16 protein-coding genes and 1 tRNA gene are annotated in these 15903 nt (G+C 60.1%); 8 read left to right on the top strand and 9 right to left on the bottom strand.

Annotated elements, in window-relative coordinates; all coding sequences use genetic code 11:
* The first annotated feature begins 4 nt into the window (after positions 1–4).
* Together JTP94_RS02990 and JTP94_RS02985 are read left to right on the top strand one after the other, a co-directional pair.
* Positions 5–745, top strand: coding sequence for a CbtA family protein (locus JTP94_RS02990; RefSeq protein ID WP_204849083.1), 741 nt, complete (start codon positions 5–7; stop codon positions 743–745).
* A gap of 1 nt (position 746) precedes the next feature.
* Complete coding sequence (locus tag JTP94_RS02985; protein ID WP_204849082.1) at positions 747–1406, top strand: hypothetical protein; 660 nt, start codon at positions 747–749, stop codon at positions 1404–1406.
* Between the two features lie 140 nt (positions 1407–1546).
* Here JTP94_RS02985 and JTP94_RS02980 read toward each other — a convergent pair whose 3' ends face one another.
* On the bottom strand, positions 1547–1849 hold the full coding sequence (locus JTP94_RS02980; RefSeq protein ID WP_204849081.1) for a GCG_CRPN prefix-to-repeats domain-containing protein: 303 nt from the start codon (positions 1847–1849) through the stop codon (positions 1547–1549).
* Between the two features lie 271 nt (positions 1850–2120).
* On the opposite strand from JTP94_RS02980, the gene JTP94_RS02975 reads away from it, so the two are divergent.
* The gene (locus JTP94_RS02975; RefSeq protein WP_204849080.1) at positions 2121–3728 is read left to right on the top strand and encodes an inorganic phosphate transporter; all 1608 of its coding nucleotides are present in this window, start codon (positions 2121–2123) and stop codon (positions 3726–3728) included.
* A 167-nt stretch (positions 3729–3895) separates the two neighbouring features.
* Here JTP94_RS02975 and JTP94_RS02970 read toward each other — a convergent pair whose 3' ends face one another.
* The 5 genes from JTP94_RS02970 to JTP94_RS02950 all read right to left on the bottom strand — a co-directional run bounded on the left by JTP94_RS02970 (position 3896) and on the right by JTP94_RS02950 (position 9309).
* Positions 3896–4405, bottom strand: coding sequence for a MucR family transcriptional regulator (locus JTP94_RS02970; RefSeq protein ID WP_246754646.1), 510 nt, complete (start codon positions 4403–4405; stop codon positions 3896–3898).
* 112 nt (positions 4406–4517) lie between these two features.
* On the bottom strand, positions 4518–5108 hold the full coding sequence (locus JTP94_RS02965) for a helix-turn-helix domain-containing protein (RefSeq protein ID WP_210384022.1): 591 nt from the start codon (positions 5106–5108) through the stop codon (positions 4518–4520).
* 112 nt (positions 5109–5220) lie between these two features.
* Positions 5221–6009: an EAL domain-containing protein gene (locus JTP94_RS02960; RefSeq protein ID WP_204849079.1), complete on the bottom strand. Its 789-nt coding sequence runs from the start codon at positions 6007–6009 to the stop codon at positions 5221–5223.
* 335 nt (positions 6010–6344) lie between these two features.
* Positions 6345–7193, bottom strand: a complete 849-nt coding sequence (locus JTP94_RS02955; protein ID WP_246754645.1) for a sugar phosphate isomerase/epimerase family protein — start codon at positions 7191–7193, stop codon at positions 6345–6347.
* 238 nt (positions 7194–7431) lie between these two features.
* On the bottom strand, positions 7432–9309 hold the full coding sequence (locus JTP94_RS02950; protein ID WP_204849078.1) for an adenine deaminase: 1878 nt from the start codon (positions 9307–9309) through the stop codon (positions 7432–7434).
* A 268-nt stretch (positions 9310–9577) separates the two neighbouring features.
* Between JTP94_RS02950 and JTP94_RS02945 the strand changes: the two genes are divergently transcribed.
* The 4 genes from JTP94_RS02945 to JTP94_RS02930 are packed head-to-tail and all read left to right on the top strand — an operon-like array spanning position 9578 to position 13345.
* Positions 9578–10615, top strand: coding sequence for an ABC transporter substrate-binding protein (locus tag JTP94_RS02945; protein WP_204849077.1), 1038 nt, complete (start codon positions 9578–9580; stop codon positions 10613–10615).
* Between the two features lie 47 nt (positions 10616–10662).
* Entirely contained in the window at positions 10663–11487 is an 825-nt protein-coding gene (locus tag JTP94_RS02940; RefSeq protein WP_204849076.1) for an ABC transporter permease, read from the top strand.
* Positions 11488–11491: 4 nt separating this feature from the next.
* Positions 11492–12280 (top strand): ABC transporter permease, encoded by a 789-nt coding sequence (locus tag JTP94_RS02935; protein ID WP_204849075.1) that lies wholly within the window; start codon positions 11492–11494, stop codon positions 12278–12280.
* Between the two features lie 6 nt (positions 12281–12286).
* Positions 12287–13345, top strand: a complete 1059-nt coding sequence (locus JTP94_RS02930; RefSeq protein ID WP_204849074.1) for an ABC transporter ATP-binding protein — start codon at positions 12287–12289, stop codon at positions 13343–13345.
* 74 nt (positions 13346–13419) lie between these two features.
* Here JTP94_RS02930 and JTP94_RS02925 read toward each other — a convergent pair whose 3' ends face one another.
* Positions 13420–13587: a XapX domain-containing protein gene (locus JTP94_RS02925; protein ID WP_204849073.1), complete on the bottom strand. Its 168-nt coding sequence runs from the start codon at positions 13585–13587 to the stop codon at positions 13420–13422.
* A gap of 20 nt (positions 13588–13607) precedes the next feature.
* Positions 13608–14159 (bottom strand): NADPH-dependent FMN reductase, encoded by a 552-nt coding sequence (locus JTP94_RS02920; RefSeq protein WP_204849072.1) that lies wholly within the window; start codon positions 14157–14159, stop codon positions 13608–13610.
* A gap of 129 nt (positions 14160–14288) precedes the next feature.
* On the opposite strand from JTP94_RS02920, the gene JTP94_RS02915 reads away from it, so the two are divergent.
* On the top strand, positions 14289–15035 hold the full coding sequence (locus JTP94_RS02915) for a helix-turn-helix transcriptional regulator (RefSeq protein WP_204849071.1): 747 nt from the start codon (positions 14289–14291) through the stop codon (positions 15033–15035).
* A 290-nt stretch (positions 15036–15325) separates the two neighbouring features.
* On the opposite strand, the gene JTP94_RS02910 is transcribed toward JTP94_RS02915, so the two are convergent.
* Positions 15326–15402 (bottom strand) — tRNA-Met (locus tag JTP94_RS02910).
* Between the last annotated feature and the right edge of the window lie 501 nt (positions 15403–15903).

Below are 15903 nucleotides of genomic sequence, written 5' to 3'. Positions count from 1 at the left end.
GCACATGGTTGGACGTCTTTTGCTCCGCGGCATGATCGTCGGGGCCCTTGCTGGCATTCTCGTTTTTGCCTTCGCCCACACTTTCGGCGAGCCGCTGGTCGATTGGGCGATCGGCTTTGAAGAAAAGGCCGCGCAGGCGGCAGGCGAAGCGCCGGAACCGGAAATCGTCAGCCGCGCCACACAGGCAGGTATCGGTCTTTTCACCGGCAGCATCATCTTTTCGACGGCAATCGGCGGGTTGTTCGCGCTGGTCTTCTCCTTCGTCTACGGCCGCATCAGCCCCCTCGGCGCACGTGGTACTGCGGCATTGCTCGCCATCGCGGCTTTCGTGACGATTTCGCTCGTTCCCGACATCAAATATCCCGCAAACCCCCCGGCAGTCGGCAATCCGGACACGATCGGCGCCAGAACCGAGCTATTCTTCATCATGATCGTTGCTTCGATCGTCGGCATGATCGTCGCGGTCGGACTGGGTCGCCGGCTGGCGGCACGTTACGGATCATGGAACGGGGCGATCCTTGCCGGCATCGGCTACATCTTCTTCATCGCACTGATCCAGTATCTGCTTCCGTCGATCAACGAAGTGCCGGAACAGTTCTCGGCCGTCGTGCTCTGGCGGTTCCGGATTGCATCGCTCGGGATGCACGCGATCCTGTGGACCACCCTCGGGCTTGCCTTTGGAGCCTGGGCGGAGCGAGAGCTGCCGCAGATACGCTACCGCAACCCGGCGCTGCGCCGAGCCTAGCATGGCAAATCCATCGCATCCCGCGCATGATCTCGTGCGCGGGAAACGCCGGCACGGAAGCGGCGCCTTGCTCGCCGCGCTCTGCCTCATGCTGTCATGTTGGCCGACAGTGCTTGCCGCCCATGGCGGCAGTTCCTCGGGAAACCAAACCGGCATCCCGATACCAAGCCTCACACATGGTGAAATGGCTGTCATCGCGCCCTATTACGGGCGCATCGTGGCGCTCGCGGAAAATGTATCGGATACCGACGAGACGTTTCGCCGCCTGCTGAATTTCGCGCAGATCCAGCGTGCCTATTGTCTCTGGGGGATGATGCCCGGCAGCGTGAGCGACGAGCAAAGCCCGTTCAACGAATGCTCGCACGCCTATCTCGCGGCGGCCAAGGCGGTGCTGCTTCACATGCGGACGATGAAGAATGAAACAGCGCCTGTCGGCGATCTCGTCTCAGAAATCGATGCTGTAATGGTGCGCAGCAATCTCTCGCTCATCCTGTGCAAATTCAGCGGCGAAAGCTTCAATACGGCCGACCTGATCCGGCCGAAGCTCGCTGACATCGTCCTGCACGTCGGAAGCCTCATGGCCATCCTGTCGGCCGTGCTGGCAACCGTCGCCGGACTATGGCTGACGGCGCGGGCCTTGCGGACAGACCCCCGTCTCTAGAGCGGTTACGCGTTTCACGGGACTGCTTTACCGCTCCATGTTATTGTTTTTGCGCAATTCCGGACGGAAAACCGCTACGCAGTTTTCCTGGAAGTGCTCTAACAAAACACCGCCGCAAAGCTTGCGGCGGTGTTTTTATTTTACCAGTCGCGATGACGGCGCCAGCGGTCTCCACGCCAGCCATCGCGATACTCGCGATGACCGTGCCAGCCCCAGGGCGGTGGCGGTCTATGCCCCCAGCCATAACGCCGCGGCGGCGGTCCCCACCGGTTCGGGCGGCATTCGCCCCAGCGGGTCACATGCCAGCCACGACCGCAGGCATAGTCAACTTTCACGACCGGCACGGCAGCCGTTGTCCCGACAGCGGGGATAGGCATTGCTTCTGCCGAAGATACTGCCAGGCCACCAAGCAAAGCAGCGATGGCAAACACGGACGATCTCATTTTTGGTGGTCCTCTATCCAAGTCCCTTACATGCGGGATTTAAAACCCAAGCGGATGAACACGGGCTGAACCGAAAAAGGCGTTTTGACGGCGAAATCGAGAGCTGCAAAGATTGCCCGTCCGGAGCGAGGATCTCTTCCGCCGCATCGTCATCTTTCCATGAAGGAATCGCGGCCCATTCGGAAAATGCCTATCGGCCTTTACAGGCGTCACGAGAGTTTCATCAACGGCGCTTAAATCAGGGATATCATTTGCCATAAGGGAGTTTGAGATGGTGGACGTCGTTTCAAACAGTACGGAGGGTGGCAACGCCAATCACCCAATTCACGGCGCAAGCGGTTCGGCGAAATGGTTTCTGCCGCTCTTCGGTGTCGTCGTGCTCGGCGGTCTCGCCTATGTGGGCTATGCTCTCGGCAGCGACCTTGCCGAGGCCGCAGCGGTTCCGTGGATCCTGCTCGGTCTCGCCCTGCTGATCGCGCTGGGTTTCGAGTTCGTCAACGGCTTCCACGATACGGCCAATGCGGTCGCCACCGTCATCTACACCCGCTCGCTGCCGGCCGAATTCGCGGTGATCTGGTCCGGCTTTTTCAACTTCCTCGGCGTGTTGACGTCTTCCGGCGCCGTCGCTTTCGGCATCCTGGCGCTTTTGCCGGTCGAACTGATCTTGCAGGTCGGCTCCGGCTCTGGCCTTGCCATGGTCTTCGCACTGTTGACCGCCGCAATCATATGGAACCTCGGCACCTGGTATCTGGGCCTGCCGGCGTCGAGCTCGCATACCCTCGTCGGCTCCATCATCGGCGTCGGCCTCGCCAACCAGTTCCTTGCACCCGCCGGCTCCGCCACCAGCGGTGTTGACTGGTCGCAGGCCAGCAGCGTCGGCATGTCGCTGCTGCTGTCACCGATCATCGGCTTCGGCGCCGCCGCTTTGCTGCTGCTGGTCTCCAAGGTGCTGATCCGCAATAAGGAGCTTTATGAAGCGCCGAAGGGCAATGCGCCGCCGCCGGCCTGGATCCGCGGTTTGCTGATCTTCACCTGCACCGGCGTCAGCTTCGCTCATGGCTCGAATGACGGTCAGAAGGGCATGGGTCTGATCATGCTCATCCTCATCGGTCTGGTGCCGACTGCCTTCGCTCTCAATAAGACGCCCGATATCAACTATCTCGAGGCCTATAAGGCCGCCTCGGCACAGGTTGAGACGGTGCTCGGCAAATATGTGAAGCCCGGTGTGACTGCGCCTGCCGATCCGAAGGCCGCCGTCAGCGATGCCGTGAAGAGCAAGACATGGTCGGATGCGACGACGCCGGCACTGCAGGCGTATATCCACGCCACCAGCGCCGAGATCGCCGCCTATCCGAGCGTCGAAAAGCTGCCGAACGGGCTCGTCGGCAACGTCCGTAACGACATCTATCTGATCGGTGAATCGCTGAAGCTGATCGACAAGCAGAAGCTTCTGCCGATGAGCGCTGACGATCTGAAGGCCGTGACCAACTATCACGCCGCCGTCGACCACGCGACCAAGTTCATCCCGCTCTGGGTGAAGGTCGCCGTGGCGCTGGCACTCGGTCTCGGCACCATGGTCGGCTGGAAGCGCATCGTCGTCACCGTCGGTGAAAAGATCGGCAAGACACACCTGACCTATGGCCAGGGTGCAGCCGCCGAGGTCGTCGCCATGCTGACGATCGGTGCCGCGGACCAACTCGGCCTGCCGGTTTCCACGACGCACGTGCTGTCCTCCGGCGTCGCCGGCACCATGGCGGCGAATGGCTCCGGCCTGCAATGGTCGACCGTGCGCAACATGCTGATGGCCTGGATCCTGACGCTGCCGGCCTCGATCGCGCTCGCCTTCATCCTGTTCCTCGTACTCCGTCAGGTCTTCTGATCGACATGCTTGATCGGCCGTGCCGATTTTGCCCGACAATGACCCAAAAAGATAATGGCGCCCCCTCGTAGAGCGCCATTATCCTTGCAGCGTAGCGCCGCGTAGCTGTACGGCGAAACGCTCGCAATCCGCTCGTCGTGATCCGCACGCTTTCTCACGCGGACGTGCTAGCGAACAGTTTCCTTCCTGTTGCCATTGGCGCCAAGACCGGAAAGCTTGGCGAGTTCCGACCGACGATTCGCATAATTTTGTGCGACCATCGGATAATTTGGCGCCAAACCCCATTTCTGGCGATATTCCTCAGGCGTCATGCCATAGTGCACGCGCAAATGACGCTTCAGCGTTTTGAAGCGTTTGCCGTCCTCGAGGCAGACGATATAGTCGTTCGTCACCGATTTCTTCAAATCCACCGCCGGCACCAGACTGCTCCGTTCGACAACGGAAGCAGAGCTGTCCAAAGCTTGCAGCGCGCCGTGGATGTCCTTGATCAGCTTGGGAAGGCTGACGGCCGAAACGGCATTGTAAGTCACATAGGCCGAAACAATCTTCACACAGCCTTCGAATAGAAAACGCGTTTGCCGTGGTGGTGCGGGGTCTTTTCTCTCACTGAACGAATCCATGATCTTTTCCCGGATCTCATTTGGTTTCTCGTGCGCCGCCCCGCGCGATTGCGTCATATGCGAAGCCCGTTCCAAGGCCCGCATCGGTTCGAATTGCGCCGTCTTCCTGGCGCCGGTTTCCCGGCATGGTAGCTGGGATAGAATACGTTCGCACCAGGTGCGCCCGTGATCATGGTCGGCCGCCCACCGCTCTCCGGCCTGCACCGGTCGGTGCTTCCGGCAGTTTCCTGGCGGAGTCCGCAAAATACACCGCCAGTTTGTTACAGAGGACAACGAGTGGCATGCCGAGCATGAATGCCGTGTGAGTGGGGTCTCCATCGCAGTGATGAAGCGTCTGCAGGATAAGCTTGCGCTCGACATCTTCGATCGTCTGGCCGACGAGAACGCTGACGGCCGCGTCGATCGTTTGCGGCACCGGACTGTCGCCGCCAAGATGGAGGGCGATCTCTTCGATCAATCGATTTTCGTTCGCCGTCGCCAAGACAATATCGGTTGCGCGGCAGCCGAGTTCACAAAAAACAAACAGGCCGCTTTCGGCGTCGATCGTTATGCGCGCGGAGATTCCTGCCGTTTCATCGCGAATGGTAACATGGGGCTCGGTGCCGCCCGTGAAGATGACGGACAGCGGAAAGCCGGCATCGGAGAACAGATCGCGAAGACGACACACCAAGGCACGCAACAATGTCTTGGCCTTGAGATCACACGTGGCGCGGGCGGCGGCGGCTTCATAGTCGGCGGCAGAGAGCGGATACTTGATCATGGCAGCACCCGCGCGGCCAATATGAAGACCTCTTTGATACGAACCGCGCATGCATTCCGCATATCGCGTATCCGGATTCCGACGCCGCACGGCTGGGCAACAGCAGGAACGCTCATCCTACCCCCCTCAGGCCAGCCCTGCCCTTGGGTCGCCGAAGCTGCGCCAGCGCAACCGGCATCGACAACAGGAAGCCCTGTGCATGCGTCGCGCCGGCCGTTCGCGCGGCCTCCAGCTGCGACTCCGTCTCGATACCTTCGACGACGACCGAAGGGGCGAAACAGGCGGCAAAACCGACAATATGTGAAAGACTGTTGTGGCCATCGCGGCCTGGCCTGTTGTCGCGGATGAAGGCGGCGTCGATTTTGACGATATCTGCGGCGACCTGAAGCAGGGATTCCGGCGTGGCAAAACCGGAACCGAAATCGTCGATCGCGACGAGACAACCGAGCGCGCGGATCATCTTCAAGCGCTCAATGGACGCACCTTCGATCGGATAGGTTTCGGTGATCTCCACGACAAGCCGGCAAGCAAGCTCCTGTTGGCGGGTGATTCGACCGAAAATACCGGCAAAGTGTTCGGGATGAGATAGGCTGGCGACGGACAGATTGCAGCCGAGCACAAGGGCTGGGTCCGCCGCCAAGGCTGACAACACCATGTCGAGAATGCGTAAATCGAGATCGAACCAGCGATCCTGTTGCTCGAGAAGCGAAACGAACGTTCCTGCCGTATGAACGACGCCATCGGAATCCGTTACGCGCGCCAGGCTTTCCGCATAGGCCACCTCTCCGATATTCTCGACGTCATGGATCCACTGCGCCGCAAAGCTCAGGCCACCCTCAGCGATCGCCTGTAAAATCAGAGCGCTATGCCCCTCCTCGCTGCGAATCCCACTACCGATCATCAAACCTCCCTTGGCCAGGGACACGCCCACGAACGGATAACCGGAACCAAAAAGCGATGACTGAAAGCGGCGCGCGCGCCTGCGATGCATCGGATTTCTGGTGCCTAGAATCCGTTCCTCCCATCTTCCAGACACCTCAAACCCCATGTCACCGAGGTCCCCTTCAACGAGCCGGAGATATTGCGCTGAAGACGATAGTCAACCCAACGCTGATGCGCCAATAATATATATAGTTACTTTATGCTAATACACTAATTAACAAACCATTGCAAAAGTCAATCGCCGCGCGTTTTTCTTATTTCTAATTCAACTAAATTACTAATGAACTTCGCCAGTCACTCCTCGGCGGCCAGCGGAGACCACCAGCCGTTTCGCCTTGCCGCTTGAAGGGCCAGATCCAACGAGGGCAGTTCGACGTGCCACAGCTTCTCCCATTCCAGGCTCATGACGCCGTCATAGCCATCGGTGGCGAGCGCGGAACGCAGCGCAGCTATTGGAAATTCGCCGCTGCCCGGCGGCACATAGCTATATGGCAGCTTCGGCCCCGGTTTGGAGATGCTATCCTTCACATGAAGATGCCGGGTATTGCCCCGCACCTGCTTCCAGGTCTCGACAGGATCCTGCCCGCCCTTGCGCCAGGTGTGGTGGGTATCCCAGAGGAGCGCGCAATCGGGTGCTCCTTCCAGAAGACGGGCGATGGCATCCGGCTGCACGAGAAAGTCATGCGTTTCGACGATCATCTCCGCGCTGAAACCCTCGCGGTCGGTCGTTTCACGCCACCATTGCAGCGTCGACAGAGCCTCGGCCACTTCTCCGGCATCTCCGCTATTGCCGCCATCGAAAACCCGCAGCGACTTGACGCCGGCGGCCTCCGCCCAAGGCAGATAGCGCAGGAACTCTTCCTTTGCCTGAGATGTCGCGCCGACGAGACGCAGCGAAGTATTGAAGGCGCAGACGCGCACGGCAGACGCTTCCAGTGTGCGGGCAAGACTGGCCGGCGAACCGAATCTTTCGCTGAAATAAGTCGCCAGATCGATCGTACCGCCAAGCGCACGAATTTCGATGGCATCGAGACCATGGCGCGCCGCCAAGGCAAGGGCTTCGCTCAATTCGAGGTCGGCGCATCCCAGCGTCGAAAATGCCAACGTCATGCGCGGCCCATCATTGTCAACGGCAATCACCATGGCCTCCTCCGCCTGGTTTCCCGATCTCAGCCGGCGAGACCGAAAACAAGGTACGCTCCACCTTGTTCCCATCACCTGCGGCACGGTACAAGTAACCAAACGGATAATTACGAAGCAATGTTCGGCCGTCAAGAGCCGGCGGTGTCACTGACGAGCAGACGCCGATTGCACCCATTCGCCAGATTATCGATACCCGCGCATCAGGCGGGATATCCGATAGCTGAAATAAGGCTATCCCTTACCAGACGATGGGATGCGTCTCTCCAGTGGCAACATTGACGAAGCCTTCCGGCGCTCGCTCCGACGGTGCCACAAGAACCCAGCGCCATGGCGCACAGGTCAGCGTCGCAAAGGAGAGACGCTCGGGAAAGCCAGGCCACCAGCGCGGCGAGAAAGTCGGCTCGTACATCCAATCGATCCCGGCGCCGGCAGCATAGAGCCTCTGCATTTCCACATCGAGCTCCTCTGCCGATCGTGCCGTCATCAGGCCGCCGACCTCGTAGCGGACGCGGGCGATCACCTTTCCGCCCGATACAAGCACCCAGCCTCCCTGCTGTTCATTGAGCGCATTGGCGACCATTGCCATGGCTTCATCGGAGGAACCGACGACCCAGATATTGTGCTTGTCATGGCCGAGCGTCGCGCCAAGCGCCGTATCCGGCGTGCGCGGCCCGGTGCCCAGCCAGAACATGCGGGAAACCTTGGCCTCGCCCGAAAACCGGTCGACGATCGCGAACTTGGTGACATTGCGATCCGGATCGCGCTGGACGGCGCCATCCCGGACCGGCAAATCCATGATGATGAAATCATCGGCCCAATGGAACGGCCGCAACAGCGCGGCCTTTGCAGTCGCCGCATCCGATGGAGCGGCAATGCGAAAATCCTCCGGCGTGACGACCCTGTCGATCCGGACCGTCTTCGTCGCCCAATCCGGCCAGTCGATCTCGGGGCGGACACCGAGGAAGGTCTTGCCTTCGGAAGCCGGCTTACCATCAGCCCAGACCTTGGCGATCGACAGCCTCTTCACATCATCCAGAAGCACGATATCGGCAAAACGACCGGGCGCGATCGAGCCGACCCAGGGCGTGAGCCGCATATGCCGCGCCGGGTTGATCGTTACGCATTGAATGGCGATCTCAGGCGCCAGCCCGTTTTCGATCGCAAGCCGGACATTGTGGTCGGTGGCCCCGATTTTCAGCGTATCGGAGGCGCTGCGGTCATCCGTGACGAAAGCGATCTGCGACCAGTCGGACAGGCCCTTTTCGATCAGCCCCTGAATCACCTCGGGCAAGGAATGCGGCCGAAGCTCTATGAACAGGCCATGCGTCAGCTTTTCCCATATTTCGTCCAGGAACCAGCCTTCATGATCGGAGGCGAGGCCTGCGCCGGCAAAGGCATTGATCGACGCCAGATCGCGTAAGCCCGCCCCATGACCCTCGACGACGCCGCGCTGCTCGAAAGTGGCGCGGATCATGCCCCAGAGGCGGTCATAGGCGGGATTGTCCGGATTGCTGACCGAAGGCCAATCCATCACTTCGTCAAGGCCAGCGACCATCAGGCTTTCGCCGAGAAAGGCTTTCTGCTCGTCATAGCCGAAATGGCCGCCGCCCCATTCATAAGCGGTCGGCGGCACGGCCGAACCCGGCAGGGGAAAGATCTTCATCGGCGATCCGCGACGGCGTGGCTCAAGCCAGAATTCGAGATTGCGGGCGCCGTTCACATTGGAAAATTCATGGCTCGCCTCGCAGGTCCAGGTGACGCCATGCGGCATGACCAGGGCGGCCTCCCATTCCGGCGTCAAGTGCGAGCTCTCGATATGTTTGTGCGCCTCACCGAAGCCGGGAACGGCCGCAAGATGCGGCTCGTGCACGCGCTCGCCGACCTCGCCCTCATAGCTGCCGGCCGGGCCGACATAGGCGATGCGCCTGCCCTTGATGACAATCTCCTGATCCTCGAGCCAGGTGCGGCTATGGACGTCGAGCAGCCGGCCAACGCGCAGCAAGCGGTCGGCAGGACGGCGACCGAGCGCGGTGAGCGTCAGATCCTGGCGGATCAACACCTCGTCAGCCGCGTTCACTAGCAGATCGTCGGGGAGATTTATGGTCGGAGATGTCATGATAGGTATGCCTGCGAGAATTCGATCGGCCGAGGGTAGAGATGGCGATCCGGTGTGTAAAGCGGCCTGTCTTGCTTGAAGGAAACCAAATTATCTCAATGGGTTGCATTCCCGGCTATCATGCGCGCCGGAATACGTGGCCTGCCAATGCAGCGGCGGAAAAACTGTCCCGTGCTCAATTGTTGGGCTTGTAAAGCCGGTGCTCGAAAAATAGTATCCTGCAAGCTTGAAGCATATGCCTGATTTCATTGACCAAAGGATTTCGATAATGAAGGGCCTCACTCTTGCCCATGTCGCGGGCTTTGCGATTCTTGCTGCCACTGCCGCCTTCCCGGCCTATGCCCAGGCAAAAACGCTGACCATTTCCTGGTGGGGCTACAATGGCGAGAAGATGCAGGCCAACATCATCGAGCCTTTCAAGAAGATCTGCGGCTGCGACGTCGTTTTCGAAACCGGCAACAATGCCGACCGCCTCAACAAGTTGAAGCTGCGCGGCGGCAAGGGCGTCGATGTGATCTACCTGACCGACAGCTATTCGCAGGTCGGCATTCAGCAGGGTCTCTTTCAGGAGCTCGACCGCAGTAAAATCCCGAACCTTGCCGATCTCTACGACCTCGCCAGGGCGCCGCAGGGCAATTACGGCCCCGCCTATACCATCGGCCGCGTGGGCATCGTCTACGACACAGCAAAAGTCGTCACGCCAATTACCTCCTGGAACGATCTCTGGCGCGACGACTTGAAGGGCGCCGTCACGCTTCCGGGCATCACCACGACGGCCGGACCGCTGACGGTGCTTCAGGCCGGCAAGCATGCAGGCGCCGATCCCTATGACGACGCCGACAAGGCCTTCGAAGCGATCAGCGCGCTGAAGCCGAATGTCGTGAAGAATTACAATACCGGCTCCGAGCTGGTGAACCTGATCTCGACGGGCGAGGCCAAGGTGGCGCTGGCGCAGGACTTCACCTTGGCATCGATGCAGGCTGCCGTTCCCACCATGGCCTGGGCCAGTCTCAAGGAAGGCGATGTCGCCACCCTCAATACCGTCAATATTCCCAAGGGCTCCGAAAACGTCGAGCTCGCCCACCAGTTCATCAACTTCATCCTGTCGAAGGACGTCCAGCAGGCAGAAGCCGAACAGGGCGTCGATGCGCCTGTTTCCACCAAGGTCGTACTGACGCCCGAAAAGGCCAGGCTCTGGACCTACGGCCCCGACATGATCGCAAAGCTCAGCCGCATCGATTATGCCAAGCTGAATGAAGCGCAATCGGACTGGATCGATCGCTGGAACGAGATCTTCGGCATGTAACAGGGCGTGCCGCGGCGACCCTGCGGCATCCTTACGGAATTCGTTTGATGAAGCATCTTGCAAAATGGGGTTTGACGGCGCCGGCGATGACAGCCGTGGTGCTGTTCCTTCTCGTCCCCGTGATCATCACGATCGCGGCGACATTCGCCGAACCCAAGGGTGTGTTTTCCCCCTATGTCGCCTTCTTCACCAGCGGCTTCCGCCGCACGGTTCTCTACAGGACGATCGAGGTCGCGCTGGTGACGACGGCGATCTCCCTCGTCGTCGGGTTCATCGCCGCCTATGTGATCGCGCAAATGCCGGATCGCGCAAAAAGCCTGATGATCATCGCCGCCGTTTTCCCCCTGCTGACCGGCGTCGTCGTGCGCTCCTTCGCCTGGCTAATCATTCTCGGCAAGAACGGCATTCTCAACACCATCCTGCTCTCGGTCGGCGTTATCAGCGAGCCGCTCTCGATGCTCTATACCGAAGGTTCGGTCATCGTCGCGATGGTCTATCTGTTCGTGCCACTGATGATCCTCACCCTCGTCGGTGTGCTCGAGGGCATACCGCAGGACCTGATCCAGGCGGCGACTTCGCTCGGCGCGACGCCGGCGGCGACATTTAGGCAGGTCATCCTGCCGCTCGCCACACCCGGCCTCATCGTCGGCGCCGTGCTGGTCTTTACCGGCAGCTTCACCTCCTATGCCACGCCGCAGCTGCTCGGCGGCGAAAAGCAGATGATGATGGGCACTTTCCTCTACCAGCGCGCCATGGTCACCTTCGACTGGGTCGGAGCATCGACGATTGCCGCCATCATGGTCGTCGTGACGATCGGTATCGTGGCGATCATGAGCCGCATCGCCCGACGGCTGAACCCGATGGCGGTGTGACGATATGGCAAGATCCGTCCACCCCGCGCTCATCGCTTTCACGGCCTGCGTCTTCCTGTTTCTTTTGGCGCCGCTCGTCATCATCATCGGCTCCGCCTTCAGCAACACCAGCTACCTCACCTTCCCGCCGCAGGGGCTGACGCTGCACTGGTTCTGGAATATTTTTGAGATCGAGGCCTTTCGCACGACTGCCATTACCAGCCTCGAGCTCGCCTTGCTCGGAACAGCGCTTTCGCTGCTGATTGGCATCCCCGCCGCCTATGCCATCAGCCGATATCGGGTCGAGCTGCCGAGCTGGCTTTCGACGCTCTTCGTCCTTCCGATCCTCGTTCCGGAGATCGTCTTCGGCTTTTCGCTGATGAAGTCGGTCACCATAGGCCTCGGGCTTCCGATCTTCCCGAGCCTGCTGATCGGCCATGCGCTGCTGGTCCTGCCCTATTCCGTGCGCGTAGTGAGCGCCAGCCTCGCCAGCTTCGACTTCTCCATAGAAGAGGCGGCCATCAGCCTGGGCTGCCCGCCACTGAAAACCTTCCTGACGGTGGTGCTGCCGAATATCCGCGCCGGCGTCATCGCCGCCTTCATTCTCGCCTTCATCACGTCCATCAACGATGTCTCCGTCTCGGTCTTCCTGACGGGACCCGGCATCTCCACCCTTCCCATCCAGATCCTCGCTCACATGGAGCAGTTCTTCGACCCGACCATCGCCTCGGTGTCCGTGCTGTTGATGCTCGTGACCGTCGCCGTCATGGCGGTCGTCGAAGCGACCCTGGGCCTCACCTTCCTGACAAAGTAGCCGCCCGTGACCGTATCGCTTACCATCCAATCCATCAGCGCCCATTACGGCAAGACGCCGGTGCTGCAGGACCTCTCGCTGTCGGTCGCAGCCGGCGAGCTGGTCTCGCTGCTCGGCTCCAGCGGTTGCGGCAAGACGACGACACTGCGGCTGGTCGCCGGCTTCCTGCAGCCGACAAGCGGCACCATAAAACTGGGCGATCGCGACCTGACGACACTTCCGGCGCACGCGCGGGATATCGGCCTGGTGTTCCAGAACTATGCGCTGTTCCCACATCTGACCGTGCTTGAAAATGTCGCCTTCGGCCTGAAGCAGCGTCGCCTCGCGGCGCAGGAGCGCCGGCAGAAAGCCGCCGCCATGCTGGAACGCGTCGGGCTTTCCGGCCTTGGCGACCGGCTGCCCTCAGCACTCTCGGGCGGCCAGAAACAGCGCGTCGCGCTGGCGCGCGCCCTGGTCATCGAGCCGCCGCTGCTGATGTTCGACGAGCCGCTTTCCAATCTCGACGCCAAGCTCAGGATCGACATGCGCGTCGAAATCCGTCAGCTGCAGCGCGCCAACGGAACGACATCGCTTTACGTGACGCACGACCAGGAAGAAGCCTTTTCGATCTCGGATCGCGTCGCCATCATGAATGCCGGCCGCATCATGCAGCTCGATACGCCTGAGGTCCTTTATCGCAAACCGGCGAACAGCTTCGTCGCCCGTTTCGTCGGCTTCGAGAACCTGTTGCCTTTGCGAGCGATCGCGCGCGAGGGGGCTTTCGTGACGGCGGAAGGCGCGGGCAGCGCAAAGATTGCGCTTTCGCAGGATGATTTCGGCCCGATCCCCGACGACTTTGTCCTCGCCTGCCGCGCCGACGGCCTTTCCGTGCGGCGGCAAGGTGATGGCCTGCCGGCGGTTCTCGGAACAAGAACCTATCTCGGTCGCGCCTATCAATATCAATGCACCACGCCGGCCGGCGACATTGTCGCCAACGGGGCATTGTCCGAACCGATGGCGGCGGGCAGCGCGGCCGTGCTCGTACCGCTGCCGGAGCAATGCTGCATTCTCACTCCGGAGCGGTAGCCCGGGGATGTTCGCGGCATCGACGATAGGCGAGAGTGCGGTGATCGAGGGACCGTGCGATCAGTTGTGCGGGATCAACGCCCCAGCCACTGTTGCAACAGGCCAAATGACACGCTGCCCAGAAAGACGCCTGCGGCACCGATGATGCCGGTCAAAGTCGGCGGCGCAGGGAGCGGCAACCGCAGCCAGGAAAAGAGCAGGCCGACGGAAAGGCCAGCACAAAGGGCATAGAGATTTTGCATGTCGGGACCATCCTTCGCCGTCAAGCTCGTGCAACCGCGGCGAGGAAGCGCTGCAATATCGATTGAATATGCTTGAGCGTTGGCGCATCGACCAATCGATCCTGAGCGATCTTGCCGCCGATATGGGTGATGACAATTTCCGGTAGCGGCGTCAGTTTGCAAAGCATGGACGCCAGGGTTTCACGCAGTTGGGATTGCGCGCGCACGCCGCCAAGCGCGCCGGGCGACAGTGTTACGAACAGAACCGGCTTGTCGATAAGGCAACTGTCGAAAGCCGGTCGCGACAGCCAATCCAAGGTGTTCTTCAACACGCCGGGGATGCCGTGGTTGAATTCGGGCGTGACGATTAGAACAGCGTCGCTGGCTGCAACCATCTCCCGGCCGTAAGCTACCGGATCGGGCAGAACATCCTTTTCCAGATCTTCATTGTAGTGTGGCAACGATCCGATATCGATCGCCTCGAACTTGGTTCCATCCGGCAACATCTCGGCGATGGTTTCCAGTACCGTGCGCGAATAGGAGGCCGCGCGGAGACTGCCGACGAGGCCGATAATGCGAAGTGTTTGGGACATGAGATAGCTCACCTTGGCTTGTGAAACGACGATCTCTGTCATATAGACGAAAGCTGCAGCCCTTACCTTTGCAAAACGGTCAACATATTCAGCCTTTCTGCCATGTTCCCAAATTCGCCATCCCGCCCCATGAGTGCTTCGCTGTTCCGCCACGATGCAGGTGCCGTCGTCGCTGAACACGCGCATCCGCTCGGCCAGTTGACTGTCGTTACGGCGGGCACGATGACGCTCTTCAGCGAAAGCGGCTGGTGGCTTGCCCCACCGGGGAGAGGGGTGTGGGTGCCACCGGATGTCGCGCATAGCGCGCGCCATGCCGAGTCCTCCGTTCATATAAGGATATTGCTCAGTCCCGACATGGCAGCTGCTCTACCGAACCAATGCCAGACTATCGCTGTGACCAATCTCCTGCGCGAACTGGCACTGGAAGCCGTTCGGCTGTCCGCTGTGGCTGACCAGGAGGAGAACGCAACTCTAGTCGCGAGAATGATCGGTTATGAAGCCTCGAAGCCGACCTATGGTCCGGTACTTTTTGTCCCGCAGGGGCGCGACCCGCGATTGGTTCGGGTCATCGACCGGTTGAAGTCGGAGCCGGGTGATGATGCCACGCTCGAAGATCTTGCCGACCTCGCCGCCAGCAGCCCGCGGACATTGGCGCGGCTTTTTCTGTCCGAAACCGGCATGACCTTCGGGCGGTGGCGTGAACATCTGCGTATCGTTTCCGCCGTCGATCGCCTGGTGAGAGGACAATCCATCACCCAGACCGCACTGGAACTCGGATATCTCAGTCCAAACAGCTTCACGACCATGTTCACCCGTATTCTCGGCATGCCGCCGGCGCGGTATCTGAAGGAGATGCGGGAGGGGTCTTCCTCGTGAATTTGCGGCGAGTGGGCTGGTTAGGCGCCTGCTCCTGGTTAGCAAACATAAATTTAATGCAAAAAGGGCTCCGATTTTCCTCGGAGCCCTTTGATATCATTCGTAAATTCTGGTTGCGGGGGCAGGCTTTGCGCCGTTGGTTGCTTGACCAGTCCACTGGACTGTCCGATCGCGCTTTGCTCGAGCGCGCCTCACCCTTCAGGTTATGGTCTGCAGGACGATGAGCTACGATCGCCAGCGAAGATGAAGTCTTCGCGCCAGCGATAGTAGACCTGGAAAGGGGAAAGATTTGGTTGCGGGGGCAGGATTTGAACCTGCGGCCTTCAGGTTATGAGCCTGACGAGCTACCGGGCTGCTCCACCCCGCGTTACCAGCGTAAACCGCTTTGCGGTTTATCGCGCCGGGGCAAATCCGGAGGATTTGTCCCGTATTACCAGCGTAAACCCGAAGGGTTTATCGCGACCGAGCGAACTGCTTTGCAGTTCGTCTCGACGAAGCAAGCCGTGTTTCGGCTTGCGTCATCAGCGTAAACCGCTTCAGCGGTTTATCGCGTGTTATCAGCGTAAACCGCTTCAGCGGTTTATCGCGTGTTACCAGCGTAAACCGCTTCAGCGGTTTATCGCGTGTTACCAGCGTAAACCGCTTCAGCGGTTTATCGCGTGTTACCAGCGTAAACCCAAGGGGTTTATCGCGTGTGAGCACCCTTATTGTGGGTTCCCACCAAATTCCAGAAGCGTTTGTTGCTTGCTTTTCAGAAGCGACAAAGGCCGCTTTAAGCGGCCCATTGTAACACGGCTTGAGCCGTTATTCGATCAGAGAAGATTATGAGACGCATAAGCCGCAGATGCGGCTTAGCGTGAGGCATAAA

Origin of the sequence: Martinezella lusitana (genome assembly GCF_016901135.1) — a bacterium.
Taxonomy (GTDB): Bacteria; Pseudomonadota; Alphaproteobacteria; order Rhizobiales; family Rhizobiaceae; genus Rhizobium; species Rhizobium lusitanum_D.
Note: the sequence above shows the minus strand (reverse complement) of the source record. Positions and strands in the feature narration are given on the sequence as shown.

Coding starts and splice junctions, on each gene's coding strand:
- JTP94_RS02990 (WP_204849083.1), top strand. CDS start 5: ATGGTTGGACGTCTTTTGCTCCGCGGCATGATCGTCGGGGCCCTTGCT.
- JTP94_RS02985 (WP_204849082.1), top strand. CDS start 747: ATGGCAAATCCATCGCATCCCGCGCATGATCTCGTGCGCGGGAAACGC.
- JTP94_RS02980 (WP_204849081.1), bottom strand. CDS start 1,849: ATGAGATCGTCCGTGTTTGCCATCGCTGCTTTGCTTGGTGGCCTGGCA.
- JTP94_RS02975 (WP_204849080.1), top strand. CDS start 2,121: ATGGTGGACGTCGTTTCAAACAGTACGGAGGGTGGCAACGCCAATCAC.
- JTP94_RS02970 (WP_246754646.1), bottom strand. CDS start 4,405: ATGACGCAATCGCGCGGGGCGGCGCACGAGAAACCAAATGAGATCCGG.
- JTP94_RS02965 (WP_210384022.1), bottom strand. CDS start 5,108: ATGATCAAGTATCCGCTCTCTGCCGCCGACTATGAAGCCGCCGCCGCC.
- JTP94_RS02960 (WP_204849079.1), bottom strand. CDS start 6,009: ATGATCGGTAGTGGGATTCGCAGCGAGGAGGGGCATAGCGCTCTGATT.
- JTP94_RS02955 (WP_246754645.1), bottom strand. CDS start 7,193: ATGGTGATTGCCGTTGACAATGATGGGCCGCGCATGACGTTGGCATTT.
- JTP94_RS02950 (WP_204849078.1), bottom strand. CDS start 9,309: ATGACATCTCCGACCATAAATCTCCCCGACGATCTGCTAGTGAACGCG.
- JTP94_RS02945 (WP_204849077.1), top strand. CDS start 9,578: ATGAAGGGCCTCACTCTTGCCCATGTCGCGGGCTTTGCGATTCTTGCT.
- JTP94_RS02940 (WP_204849076.1), top strand. CDS start 10,663: ATGAAGCATCTTGCAAAATGGGGTTTGACGGCGCCGGCGATGACAGCC.
- JTP94_RS02935 (WP_204849075.1), top strand. CDS start 11,492: ATGGCAAGATCCGTCCACCCCGCGCTCATCGCTTTCACGGCCTGCGTC.
- JTP94_RS02925 (WP_204849073.1), bottom strand. CDS start 13,587: ATGCAAAATCTCTATGCCCTTTGTGCTGGCCTTTCCGTCGGCCTGCTC.
- JTP94_RS02920 (WP_204849072.1), bottom strand. CDS start 14,159: ATGTCCCAAACACTTCGCATTATCGGCCTCGTCGGCAGTCTCCGCGCG.
- JTP94_RS02915 (WP_204849071.1), top strand. CDS start 14,289: ATGAGTGCTTCGCTGTTCCGCCACGATGCAGGTGCCGTCGTCGCTGAA.